This is a genomic window from Mycobacterium sp. (assembly GCF_035603715.1).
Lineage (GTDB): Bacteria > Actinomycetota > Actinomycetes > Mycobacteriales > Mycobacteriaceae > Mycobacterium.
Window position 1 is genome coordinate 1 of sequence record NZ_DATNJW010000342.1, and the last position, 12,193, is coordinate 12,193.

Here is a 12,193-nt window from a genome sequence, read left to right on the forward strand (position 1 = left end):
ATCGTCACCCACGGCACCTTCGAACTCGACGGCGGCAGTTGGGAAGTCGACAACAACATCTGGTTGGTCGGCGACGATTCCGACGTCGTGGTCTTTGATGCCGCCCACACCGCGGCACCGATCGTGGCGGCGGTCAACGGGCGCAACGTGGTGGCAGTGGTGTGCACTCACGGCCACAACGACCATGTGACCGTTGCTCCCGAACTCGGTGAAACACTCGACGCGCCGGTCCTGCTGCATCCTGCTGATGACGTGCTGTGGCGGATGACGCACCCGGACAAGAACTTTCGCGCGGTGTCAGACGATGAGACGATCAGTGTCGCCGGCACCGAGCTGCGGGCGTTGCACACCCCGGGCCACTCCCCCGGGTCGGTGTGTTGGCACGCCCCGGAATTGGGCGCCGTCTTCAGCGGCGACACCCTGTTCTCCGGTGGGCCGGGCGCCACCGGGCGATCCTTCTCGGACTTCCCCACGATCCTGCAGTCGATCTCGGGCCGACTCGGCACCCTCCCCGCCGACACCGTCGTCTACACCGGCCACGGCGACACCACCAGCATCGGTGACGAAATCGTGCACTACGACGAATGGGTCACCCGCGGCCACTAGTCGCCGTCGAGGATTCTGCGCTTCTCAGCCTCGAACTCGGCATCGGTCAAGGCACCAGAGTCACGCAGCGCCGCAATAGTTTTGAGTCTTTCCAACCGGACACCCTCGCCACTGGGCTCATGCGCGACGGCGTTCACCGCCGGTTTCGCGATCGGCGGTGACGGGACAACGGGAAACTCGTAGCCGGGCATTCCCATACCGGCGACCGGCGCCGCGTTGCGTCGAACACGGCCCAGCCATTTCGACGCCACGATCGACCCGATAAGGCCGACGACGAACATGGCGACGAAAACCCATACCAGGAATCCAATCGAACTGCCATGGCCAAAGGCCAGTCGTGGGTCGATGTAACCGTTGACCTTGCCGTCGGTGGTGATGTTGTAGTTGCCTTCGGACGGTATCCGGGCTACCCAGACCCGCACGTGCGCGTCGTTGTTGACCGTCGTTGTGCTGCCGATGTTTTCCGTCACGGCCGGCTGCGCAACGCCGCTTGGCGGGTCGATCGTGAGGCCCAACGGCGGGACGGGCAGGCCGCCACCGTTCGCGCCGCCGATGATCACCGTGTGCAGGCTGACGGTCACCTCGCCGGCCGGCAGGTGCAAGCTTGCCGAACCAGGAACGGGCACTTCCCCATACGCGCCATAGTCGTCGAGGAAGAAGGCATTGAGCACCAAAGTGACGATGAAGCCCGGCACCGCGATGACCATCATCCAGATGGCGAGTGTTCGCGTTAGCTTTGCGGGCGCTTCGCTGCTCATCGGTGAAGTGTGTCACCGCCGCCCGCAAGCGACACTAGGATCGGACATCGAAGAGGAGGGAAATTCATGGCCCCCGATCTAGTCGCGAATGTACCCGATCTGACGGGAAAGCTGGCCGTCGTCACCGGATCCAATAGCGGGCTGGGGTTCGGGCTGGCGCGTCGGCTGTCGGCGGCGGGCGCCGACGTGGTCATGGCGATCCGCAATCGCGCCAAGGGCGAGGTCGCGATCGATGAGATTCGCGCCAACGTTCCCGACGCCCGCCTGACCATCAAACCGCTCGACCTGGCGTCGCTGGCCAGCGTCGCCGCGCTCGGTGAGCAACTCAACGCCGAGGGCCGGCCGATCGACATTCTGATCAACAATGCCGGCGTGATGACCCCGCCGAAACGGGACACCACCGCCGATGGATTCGAATTACAGTTCGGCAGCAATCATCTCGGCCACTTCGCGCTCACCGCGCATCTGTTGCCGTTGCTGCGGGCCGCCCACAACGCGCGGGTCGTCTCGCTGAGCAGCCTCGCGGCCCGTCAAAGCGGCCGCATCCACTTCGACGATCTGCAATTCGACAAGTCGTATTCGGCGATGCAGGCCTACGGGCAGTCGAAGCTGGCGGTGCTGATGTTCGCCCGCGAGTTGGATCGCCGCAGCCGCGCCGCCGACTGGGGCATCGTGTCTACCGCCGCTCACCCCGGTCTGACCAAAACCAACCTGCAGATCAGCGGACCGTCACACGGGCGCACGAAACCGTCGTTGATGGAACGGCTCTACACGACGTCCTGGCGGCTCGCCCCGTTCCTGTGGCAGGAGATCGACGAAGGAATTCTTCCCGCTCTGTATGCGGCAACCTCCCCGCACGCCGAAGGCGGGGGCTACTACGGGCCACGCGGCATCTACGAGGCGGCCGGCGGCGGTGTGACCGCCGCCAAAGTGCCCGCGCGCGCCCGCGACGATGCCGCCAGCCGGCGCCTGTGGGACATCTCCGAGCAGCTCACCGCGACCAGTTATCCCGAGCCGAACTGACTCCAACAGCGCCACCGCGCCGTTTGGGCACTTCGGCAACGGGTAGCCCTCATAAAGCGCCTAGCAGTGGGCGCAATGAGAACGGAGATTTATGAGTGCCGACGAAAAGGGCCAAACCGAGACGCCTGAACGCACCGAAGAGGACAAAAAAGACACGCCTGAGCTGAGCGAAGAGGGCAAAGAAAAGGTCGAGCGCATGCAGGCGGCCTACGACGATGACCGAGAGACGGTAGCCCTGCCCGGCACCGACAACACCATTACCGGCGTCGCGATCAACGAGTGGCTGGACGATGACGGCAATCCGAAGTTCGGCAAGGACGAACAGCAGAAAAAGGACCAAGAGCACAAAGACGAGAAAAAGGACGACGAGCAGAAAGACGCCAACTAGCGCCCTGGAAAGAGCCTGCCGTCGCGGTCCCGCGGGAAACGCGGCCGGTCTGGGCGCCCGGAATCCTGCGTAGTGGTAGTGGCCGGCTGACTAGTGGTGGTTGTGGTCGACGGAGCCCCGGTTGTGGTTGTCGTCGTAGGTGCTTCGCTGGTTGTCGACGGGGCCGTGCTGGTATCCGGCGCGGTTGACGACGCCGGATTGCTGCTCGGCGCTTGGTTTTCGCTCGACGTTGCCGGCGTCGTGCTCACGCTTGGCGTCGGCGCATTGCTGGACGTGTACCGAATAGCCATCACTACTGCCGCCACGATGGCGAGCACCGCGAGCGCGGTGCCCATCGCCACCACTAAGGGCCGGCGGTACCAGGCGTCCTGGCTCGCCCCGGTGACGATTGGTTCGGGCGCGAGGTCTCGTCGCGGTCGTGCACGTAGCGGCGCACCGGCGCCGTCCGCCGGCTCGTCGTCGTATTCACCAGGACGAAGCGGCATGATTCCGGAATCGTCGTCCGCCTCCGACCAGGCCAGCGCCGGGGCCGAGGCGGGCGCACGTGGGATGTCGGCAAGCGTCATCGCGTCGAGCGCCGATCCCGCCGAGGTCGGCGCCAGCGCCGTCTCGCTGTCGCCCGGTCCGCGGGCGGCCCGCAGCGCCGCGCCCACCGCTGCCGTCAGGTGTGGCCGCGGTGCGGTGACTACGAGTGCACCGGACTGCTCCGACAACGTTCTGGTGATCAAGGGGATACTTGCGCCACCACCCACCGACGCAATCGCCGCCAGGTCAGTCGGGCGAATTCCATTGCGCTCCAGCACTTCGTGTAGGAAGTCGATGAAGCCGTTCAGCGGCTGACGGATGGCATCCTCGAGCTCGGTGCGGGACAGCCGGATCTCGCCGCGATAGCCGGGCACCTCGGCGGTCAACTCGGTCTCCATCGTCGAGGAGAGCCGTTCTTTGGCGTACCGGCAGGCGGTCCGCAGACCATTCAGTGAGCCGATCGCCGAGGTTGCCGACGAGTCGAACGAACCCGCCGACGACAGATCGCCGACGACGTGGGTGAGCACTGCCTGATCGATGCGGTCGCCGGAGAAGTCTTCCGTTCGCACGGCCGGGACGATGGCCTGATAGCCGTTCGCGGCGTCGACCAAGCTGATAGTCGCTCCGGACCCGCCGAAGTCGCAGACGGCAACGGTCCCGCTGTCCGGCAGGCCCGGGTTCATCCGCAGGGCGAAAAGTGCTGCCGTGGAATCGGGTAGCAGAGCCAAGCGGCCGCGCGACCATTCCGACACCCGGCTCAGGGCGACCCCGACGGAGTCCACCGCCAGCGCATCCCAGTGCGCGGGATGGGTGACGGCGACCGCATCCGGCAGCGGCCGTCCGTCGGTGGCGGTGTACGCCAGGGCCCGCAGCGCGTCGGCGACCAGAGTCTCGCTGCGATACGTGCTGCCGTCGGCGGCCGCGACGCCCGCCGGATCTCCGGCGCGGTCCACGAAGTCGCTGATCACCAACCCGGGCTCGTTGAGCCTGGGGTTCTCCGCGGGCACTCCCACTTCGGGTGAGCGCTGGCTGTACAGCGTCAGCACCGGCTTGCGGGTCACCGCCCGATCGGCGGTTACCGCCGCCAGGTTGGTGGCCCCTATAGAAAGGCCTAACGCCGATCCTTCTCCGTCAGCCATCTCGTCTCATCCCGCGCATCGGCCACCAATTTATCGCCCCGTGTCGCCGCCGCCCGGCAGCCACCGTCACCCGGACCTGGCTTCAGCGAATCGTGCCGACGCCCGCGATCAGCGGCAGATCCAGCGGCGTGACCCAGCCCGGTGGCAGGTCGTTGACGGCCGGGACCGCGTTGAGCGCCCGCAATCCGGTGGCCAGGCAACCGGCCGCGGCGGCGTCGCGTCCTGATCCATCGGTGAACCGGAATGCGGTCTCCTGCGAGATGCTCGGGGTGCCTTCGATGTCGACGCGGTAGACGTCGTCCTTGGTGCCGGCCGGCCAGTCCGGGGCCGCGTCCAAACCGATGCGGTTGACGTGCTCGAGCTGGATGCGGGTCTGGCCCTGATACACGCCGTTGATGGTGAAGCGGACCGCGGCGACATGTCCGGCCGGGATGATGCCCTTGGCCGTCTTGCGCTCGTCGGGAGTCACCCATTTGTCCCACGTCGTGGTGATCTCGTCGAGCATGATGCCGGCGGCGTGCGCGATCATCGGGACGGTGGCGCCCCACGCGAACACCAGCACGTCTTGGTTCTCCAGCATGGGACGGAACTCGGGCTCGCGGCCGATGCCCATCTCGACTTCGTAATCGCCCTCGTAGTTGGTGTAGTCCAGCAGCTCCGACGCCCGCACTGTGCGCACCTCTGAACACAGTCCCATCAGCGTCATCGGGAACAGGTCGTTGGCGAATCCGGGGTCGATGCCGGTGGTGAAGCACGACGACTCGCCCAGCTCGCACGCCTCGGTGATCGGCTGAATCCAGTTCGGCGGGTTGAGGTGCATCGTCGGCCACACCCACGGCGTCATCGCGGTCGAACACACGTCGATGCCCGCGCGCAGGAAGCGCGTCATCAGCGCGATGTTGGCGTCGGCGTGCGCAGCGGTCGGACCGTAATGCACCAGGGCATCGGGCTTCAGCGCGATCAGCGCGTCGACGTCGTCGGTCGCGGCGATGCCGATCGGCTCGGACAGACCACAGATCTCGCCGACATCGCGGCCGACCTTCTGCGGGTTGCTCACCCCGACGCCGACCAGTTCGAACTCCGGATGTTTGACGATCTCGGCGATTACCATCCTGCCGACGAAGCCGGTACCCCACACCACAACCCGTTTAGCCATGCGCCACCTTCCGATCGAGGAACCCCCGATCACCCTAGGCGCGGCTGCGGTCGGCCTTGCTCCGAAATCGGAAAGTCATCCTTTCGATCAGACGGTCACGCAGCGTCAGCGTGTGCAGCAACACCGCCGAGATGTGCGCGGCGATCACGGCCATCAGCGTGTATGCGATCACCGAATGAGACTGGCGCAGAACCCAATACAGCTGCGCATCGAACGGTGCGATCCTCGGCAGGTGGACCGCCCCGAAAACGACGATCGGGCCCCCCGCGGCGGAGAGCATCGCCCAACCGATCAGTGGCTGGAGCAGCAGCAGCGCGTACATCAACTTTTCCGACAGCCCAACCAGGCGGCCCTCGAGCGCACCGATGGTCGGCGGCCACGCCGGGGGGTGATGCCTCATCCGGTTGATAACGCGAACCACCATCACCAGCAGGACAAGTGCGCCGACCGTCTTGTGCACCGCGATCAGCTGCGCGTAGGAGCCGACCGAGTTGACCATCACAAATCCGATGAACAGCGCGGCAAACACCAAACCCGCCGTCAGCCAGTGCAGCACCCTGCTCGGCACCGTGAACTGCTTCACCTCGGTCATAGCGTGTTCTCCCCGGTGCGGCGCCGGTAGGACGCGGCGTACACCGCCGAGCGTGCACTCAGCAGCGGGTCGTCGGACGGCTCGATGCCCGGTGGCAGCACCATCGGATCGAAGTTGATGTCGCGCGCATTGCCTTTGGACTCGGTTGCCACCGAGTCGAGCGTCAGCAGCCCGGCGTCGACGGTGCGACGGTCGGCCGGCCACGGCAGGGTCGCGTCGTGCGTCGGATCCTCTGGTCCTCCGATGGTCAGCATCAACCGCCAACGCAGGGGCCCGGCCCGCAGCTGGGCGACGAGTGGATCGAACAGCGCGCTGGGCCCCGACGACGGCGGCAGTGCCTGCTGCAGCGGCGTCAGCGACCACCGGATCGCCGTTCGCACACCCGATGCGTTGACGAAGTAGAAGGCACTCAGGCCGCTGAAGGTGCTGTCGGCGAAGCCGGGTGTGGGCTTGTGCTGTTTGAGGATCGTCATTGCGCGCGCGGCAGGCGGGTGGGCGGCGTAGAACCGTGTCATCGCGTTCGGGTCCGGCTTGCCGGTTCCCGGCACGATGGCCGTGGCCACCAGCCGGTCGTACATGCTCTGCGGCGAATTATCCGGGAAGATGGGAAGATTGAGCATCGCCGTCCGCCACTGTTGGCTGCCCGGGAATCCGAATGCCAGGCCGAGCCCGCGCCCCGCCGCGGCCGCGTCAGCGGTATGCGGGTTGCCGCCGGCCGCCGAGAATCGACCGATCACCGGCGTCCGGCCTGGTGCGAACACCGCCGCTGTCGACAGCTCTCGACCGTTGCCGTTGCTGTCGAACCAGCCCGTGACGGATACCCCTTTAGCGTGGTTCGTCCGGTAGCCGTGGTGCCGGCCGAAAGCCTTGTTGAATCCGTCGAGGAAGGCCTGCGGCGTCAAGCGCTTGGGACCGATCCAGTTGAACGCCGTCAGGAACGCAGCCAGATCCAGCCCGAGAAAGGCTCCTACCGCGGCGGCACCGCGCAGCACGTCACGACGGCCCGGACGCGCGGTGCCCCATCGTCCGGGTGGCTCGGATGGCTCGGGCATAGATCAGCTCCTTGTTACTCGCCGACGGCTTTCATTGCCTGCCACGATCATTCTTGGGCATCGGTTCAATTGCGGCACATCGGAACTTGGTCTTGAAGGAAAAGCCCCGAAAACCGACCCATGCAATTGGCCGGGGGGACACGATGTATGACCATGACCACGAAGTCGATCCTTGTTGCGGGCCTCACGGTGTTCGCGGCCACGATGGGGCTGGGCGGAGCGGCACACGCGGTGCCGCTGACGCAGGTGACCTATCAGTTGAGTGGTAGCGCCCCGGTCGCCGACTACATCTCGTATGAGACGGACAACGACGCCCAGCGGCAGCAGGCGCACGTGCCCCTGCCGTGGACGACGCAGTTCAACGTCCTCGACACCAAGGTGTACGTGCTCAGCGCGCAGAGCCCCGGCTCGATCACATGCACGATCCTGATCGACGGCAAGGTGGTCAGCCAAGCGACCGCCAACGGGGCGCCGGCCCGCACCGTCTGCTCGCACTGAGCACCCCGCAGACCGGCGTCAGGCCGGCCTGCGGGATTTCGGTGGCGGGTAGACGACGCGTCCGATGCTCGCCGACAGCCAGCCGATTGCCCACCCGCCGCAGAACACCGTCAAGGTATGGCGGATGCCGTCGCCGGCCTGGGTCCACACCGCCGCCAGGATGACCGCCCACACCAACCCGCACGCGATGCTGTATCCGACATAGGTGCCAGAGTACTTGCGCAACAGGCGAACTCGTTCGATCAAGCCGGATCGGATCAGTGACATCCGAGCGTGCCGCGGAAGTTCGTCCTCACCGTGGGTGTCGTCGAGCATCGCGATCAACTCCTCGCCATAGCGGCGGCGCCAGGCCGCCGGGTACCACCGCAGGACGCGCCGGGCGTCGCGAGGATTCATTGCGCCCAGCCAGGGTCGGGTAGGTGCAACGCAATCCCAAGGCGACGAGCCCCTTCGGCCGCGATCGCGCCGAGACTGCGTACCACCGTGGTCAGTTCAGCCCGTCCCGCGGCGGTCAACTGATACGGGCGCCGTCGCTCGTCGTGGCCCGTCGGTTCGATCAAGCCGTTGTCTTCCAAAGCGGTGATCGCCCCGTACAAGGTTCCCGGACCCAGTGTTACGCCGGCGAACCGCTCGATATCACGAGCCAGCGCATAGCCGTGCTTGGCGCCCGAAGCGAGGCTGGTCATGATCAGCACCGCCGGATCATTTCGTCTGCCCAGCTTCCGGGCCGGGCGGGAACCGCGTGCCATGCCGGGGAGTCTAGTACGTACCACGTACTACGCCAAGCGTAGTAGCCCGATCGGCCGCGACCGGTTTAGGCTCGCGCCTACAGCCGCTCAACGACGAGGACTAAAGACATGGGTATTGCGACCCGGACGAACGGCACGGCGCCGCCCGACATTGCGCTCGCCGACATCGATCTCGGCGCATGGGACTTCTGGGCGCTCGACGACGATCAGCGCGACGGGGCATTCGCCACGCTGCGGCGCGAGGCGCCGATCTCGTTCTGGGGGGAGCCCGTTCAAGAGGGCTTCGCCAAAGGCGGCGGGCATTGGGCACTCACTGGACTCGACGACGTGTTCTACGCGAGCCGTCACCCCGAGATCTTCAGCTCCAGCCCTAACATCACCATCAACGACCAAACACCGGAGGTTTCCGAATACTTCGGCTCGATGATCGTGCTCGACGACCCGCGGCACCAACGGCTGCGATCCATCGTCAGCCGAGCGTTCACCCCAAAAGTGGTGGCGCGCATCGAGACTTCGGTCCGCGAGCGCGCCCGCCGGCTGGTTGCGGACATGATCGCGAAACATCCCGACGGAACAGCCGAGGCGGTCAGCGAGCTGGCCGGCCCGCTGCCGTTGCAGGTGATCTGCGACATGATGGGCATCCCCGAGCAAGACCATCAGAAGATATTCCACTGGACCAACGTCATCCTCGGTTTCGGCGATCCGGATCTGACAACGGAATTCGATGAGTTCGTTCAGGTTTCGATGGAGATCGGCGCGTACGCCAGCGCGTTGGCCGAGGATCGCCGCGTCAATCACCAGGATGATCTGACGACGAGCCTGGTGGAGGCGGAAGTCGACGGCGAGCGGCTGACATCGGCCGAGGTCGGGTCGTTCTTCATCCTGCTGGCCGTGGCGGGTAACGAGACCACGCGCAATGCGATCAGCCACGGGCTGGTCGCATTGACCCGTTACCCCGAGCAGCGGCAGACGTGGTGGTCGGACTTCGATGCGCTGTCACACTCGGCCGTCGAGGAGATCGTGCGCTGGGCGTCACCGGTGGTCTATATGCGCCGCACGCTCACCCGTGACTTCGACATGCACGGAACGAAGCTGGCGGCCGGCGACAAGGCCACCCTGTGGTACTGCTCAGCCAATCGCGACGAGTCAAAGTTCGCCAACCCGTGGATGTTCGACGTAACCCGTGATCCCAACCCGCACGTCGGCTTCGGCGGGGGCGGCGCGCACTTCTGCCTGGGCGCCAATTTGGCCCGCCGCGAGATCAGGGTCATGTTCGAAGAACTGCACCGCGAAATACCCGATGTCGTCGCGACCGGCGAGCCCGCCAGATTGCTGTCGCCATTCATCCACGGCATCAAAACGCTGCCGATCGGGTGGACATCGCCGGCCTGATTCCCGTCCGGCCATAAACCGGCGCTCGGCACCCGCACGCCGCCGAGATGAAAGTTGCCCCCTCCGTACAGCATGATGTGCAGGTGTTCGGGCTTGTCGTCATCGTCGTGCTGTTCGCCATCGTCATCGTGGGCACAGTGCTGGGCCGGCGCTACCGCGTCGGCCCGCCGGTTTTGCTGATCGGCCTCGGTGCACTGCTCGGTTTGATCCCGCGGTTCGGCCACGTCCGGCTTGACGGTGAAATCGTGCTGTTGCTGTTCTTGCCGGCAATTCTCTACTGGGAGGGCCTGAATACCAGCTTTCGCGAGATCCGCGCCAACCTGCGCGTCATCGTTCTGCTCAGCGTCGGTTTGGTGGTGGCCTGCGCGATCGCGGTGTCGTGGACGGCGCGGGCATTCGGGATGGAATCACACGCCGCCTCGGTGCTCGGCGCCGTGCTCTCCCCGACTGACGCCGCCGCCGTCGCCGGTCTGGCGAAGCAGCTGCCGCGCCGCACCCTCACCGTGTTGAAAGCGGAGAGCATCATCAACGACGGGACCGCGCTGGTTCTGTTCGGTGTCGCGGTGTCGGTCGCGATGGGCGGCGCGCCCGTCGGCCCGCTCGACTTGACCATCCGATTCATCGTGTCCTACGTCGGCGGCATCGCGGCCGGCCTGCTGGTCGGCGGTGTCGTGACGCTTGCCCGGACGCGGCTCGACGCGCCGCAAGAAGAAGCCGCGCTCAGCCTGCTGACGCCGTTCGCCGCGTTCCTGCTCGCCGATTCGGTTGGCTGCAGCGGTGTCGTCGCCGTCCTGGTGTCCGCTCTCATGCTCGCCTACGCTTCGCCGCGGGTGATCCGTGCTCGCTCCCGTCTGGTGACGTTCGCGTTCTGGGACATTGCGACCTTCCTGATCAACGGCGCGCTGTGGGTTTTCGTCGGCGTCCAGCTGCCCAGGGCGGTGCGGGGAGTCTCCCGGGTCGACGGCGGAGTACACCACGCCCTCGCCATGGCGGTCGCCGTCACCGCCGTGGTTGTCCTCACCCGGATCGCCTGGGGCGAGGCCACGACGGTGCTGGTCCGCACCGTGGACCGGCGCGACTCGCAACGCGAACGGCGGATCGCCTGGCGGCAACGGATGGTGTCCAATTGGGCCGGATTCCGCGGAGCCGTCTCGCTCGCGGCCGCGCTAGCGGTCCCGCTCACCACCCACAGCGGCGCGCCCTTCCCGGATCGCAACCTGATCATTTTCGTCGTGTCGTTTGTCATCCTGACGACCGTGCTCGTCCAGGGCAGCAGCCTGCCCGCTGTCGTCCGCTGGGCTCGCATTCCCGAAGACGAGTCCCACGCCGACGAATTGCGTCTGGCGCGCTGCCACGGCGCCCAAGCCGCCCTGGACGCGCTGCCGTTGGTCGCCGCCGAAGTCGGCATCGACGAGGACCTGCAGAACCGGCTGCACGCCGAGTACAAGAAACACGCTGCGCTGGTGAGGGCCAGCGACAACCGCTCCACTCGCAACGACGCCGAAGAACGCAGCGATTTGATTCGGCAGGTGCGCCTTGGCGTGCTCGAACACAAGCGCCGCGCCATCACCGACCTTCGCGACCAGCGTCGCATCGACGACATCGTCCTGCTCGAGTTGCAGGCCGCGATGGATCTCGAAGAGGCGCGGCTGTTGGGACCCTCGAACCCCGACTAGCCAGACCCCTTATCGGGCAGCAACTTTCGCGACGATCTGATTTGCGATGTCGACCGCGGAGCTCGCGGGATTGGCGCTGCAGGTGTTGACGTCGACGATGACATTGTTCTTCACGGCCAATGCGCGGCCGCAGGCCCACCCGCCGGCTTTTGCTTCTTGCTGCGTCGAAATCGTGCTCAACGCGTCGTTGGCATCAGATATCGGCGCCACGATCCACTGCGTTTTGGATTGGGTGTGCATGTACTGATGGCAGGCCGGCCATCGAAGACTCGAGGAGATGAAGAAGACCTGGGCTTGTTTGGTGGTGGGAAACAGCACCACCGCTTGCTCGGCGTAGTGGGTGAAGTTGTTGCCGTCGTTGAGCGCCTGGTCACGCTCCGCGGTGAAACCGCTGTTGGCGTAGACCGGTGCCTGCGCCGACCCGTCGACGGCCAGGCATTCGATCGGCTTCATGGTGGCGCTGTCGTCAGACATCGCGTCGTGCTTTCTGATCACCGCCATTCCGGACGCGCCCATCAGCGGGTTGATCTGGGCAGGGGTGAGCATCAGCGACTCGAGTTCACGCTCGACAACGGGTCGCGGGATCAGCGAAGTGATGGTCGTCGTCGTCGAGTTCGGGCCGGTTTGATTGCCGCCGCC

Annotated in this window: 14 protein-coding genes; 6 read left to right on the forward strand and 8 right to left on the reverse strand. The window is 66.0% G+C overall.

Features of this window, described 5'->3' with window-relative positions; genetic code table 11:
* The coding region (locus tag VN856_RS14205) for an MBL fold metallo-hydrolase (protein ID WP_325690057.1) at positions 1–606 on the forward strand (606 nt) is incomplete at its 5' end.
* Here VN856_RS14205 and VN856_RS14210 read toward each other — a convergent pair.
* Complete coding sequence (locus tag VN856_RS14210; protein ID WP_325690059.1) at positions 603–1,364, reverse strand: SHOCT domain-containing protein; 762 nt, start codon at positions 1,362–1,364, stop codon at positions 603–605. The two genes, VN856_RS14205 and VN856_RS14210, sit on opposite strands and share 4 nt — an antisense overlap.
* Before the next feature lie 66 nt (positions 1,365–1,430).
* On the opposite strand from VN856_RS14210, the gene VN856_RS14215 reads away from it, so the two are divergent.
* Positions 1,431–2,387 (forward strand): SDR family oxidoreductase, encoded by a 957-nt coding sequence (locus tag VN856_RS14215; RefSeq protein WP_325690061.1) that lies wholly within the window; start codon positions 1,431–1,433, stop codon positions 2,385–2,387.
* 91 nt (positions 2,388–2,478) lie between these two features.
* Positions 2,479–2,775 carry a hypothetical protein gene (locus VN856_RS14220; RefSeq protein WP_325690063.1) on the forward strand — a complete coding sequence of 99 codons (297 nt, stop codon included), beginning with the start codon at positions 2,479–2,481 and terminating at the stop codon, positions 2,773–2,775.
* On the opposite strand, the gene VN856_RS14225 is transcribed toward VN856_RS14220, so the two are convergent.
* The 4 genes from VN856_RS14225 to VN856_RS14240 form a co-directional block, all read right to left on the reverse strand.
* Positions 2,772–4,439 carry an Hsp70 family protein gene (locus VN856_RS14225; protein WP_325690065.1) on the reverse strand — a complete coding sequence of 556 codons (1,668 nt, stop codon included), beginning with the start codon at positions 4,437–4,439 and terminating at the stop codon, positions 2,772–2,774. The two genes, VN856_RS14220 and VN856_RS14225, sit on opposite strands and share 4 nt — an antisense overlap.
* An 82-nt stretch (positions 4,440–4,521) precedes the next feature.
* Positions 4,522–5,595, reverse strand: a complete 1,074-nt coding sequence (locus VN856_RS14230; protein WP_325690067.1) for a dihydrodipicolinate reductase — start codon at positions 5,593–5,595, stop codon at positions 4,522–4,524.
* Positions 5,596–5,629: 34 nt separating this feature from the next.
* Positions 5,630–6,187: a cytochrome b gene (locus tag VN856_RS14235; protein WP_325690069.1), complete on the reverse strand. Its 558-nt coding sequence runs from the start codon at positions 6,185–6,187 to the stop codon at positions 5,630–5,632.
* Complete coding sequence (locus VN856_RS14240; RefSeq protein ID WP_325690071.1) at positions 6,184–7,239, reverse strand: catalase family peroxidase; 1,056 nt, start codon at positions 7,237–7,239, stop codon at positions 6,184–6,186. Before VN856_RS14240 ends, VN856_RS14235 begins: the two co-directional genes overlap by 4 nt.
* Before the next feature lie 153 nt (positions 7,240–7,392).
* Here VN856_RS14240 and VN856_RS14245 point away from each other — a divergent pair, with 153 nt between their 5' ends.
* A complete protein-coding gene (locus VN856_RS14245) occupies positions 7,393–7,737 on the forward strand; it encodes an MmpS family transport accessory protein (RefSeq protein WP_325690073.1) in 345 nt (114 codons plus the stop codon).
* An 18-nt stretch (positions 7,738–7,755) separates the two neighbouring features.
* Here VN856_RS14245 and VN856_RS14250 read toward each other — a convergent pair whose 3' ends face one another.
* Positions 7,756–8,133, reverse strand: a complete 378-nt coding sequence (locus VN856_RS14250; protein ID WP_325690075.1) for a hypothetical protein — start codon at positions 8,131–8,133, stop codon at positions 7,756–7,758.
* Entirely contained in the window at positions 8,130–8,486 is a 357-nt protein-coding gene (locus VN856_RS14255) for a PadR family transcriptional regulator (RefSeq protein ID WP_325690077.1), read from the reverse strand. The genes VN856_RS14250 and VN856_RS14255 overlap by 4 nt, the downstream gene beginning before the upstream one ends.
* A 108-nt stretch (positions 8,487–8,594) precedes the next feature.
* Here VN856_RS14255 and VN856_RS14260 point away from each other — a divergent pair, with 108 nt between their 5' ends.
* Both VN856_RS14260 and VN856_RS14265 read left to right on the forward strand, forming a co-directional pair.
* On the forward strand, positions 8,595–9,878 hold the full coding sequence (locus VN856_RS14260) for a cytochrome P450 (RefSeq protein ID WP_325690078.1): 1,284 nt from the start codon (positions 8,595–8,597) through the stop codon (positions 9,876–9,878).
* 83 nt (positions 9,879–9,961) lie between these two features.
* Positions 9,962–11,554 carry a Na+/H+ antiporter gene (locus VN856_RS14265; RefSeq protein WP_325690081.1) on the forward strand — a complete coding sequence of 531 codons (1,593 nt, stop codon included), beginning with the start codon at positions 9,962–9,964 and terminating at the stop codon, positions 11,552–11,554.
* Positions 11,555–11,563: 9 nt separating this feature from the next.
* Here VN856_RS14265 and VN856_RS14270 read toward each other — a convergent pair.
* On the reverse strand, positions 11,564–12,193 hold a 630-nt coding region (locus VN856_RS14270; RefSeq protein ID WP_325690079.1), incomplete at its 5' end, for a sensor domain-containing protein.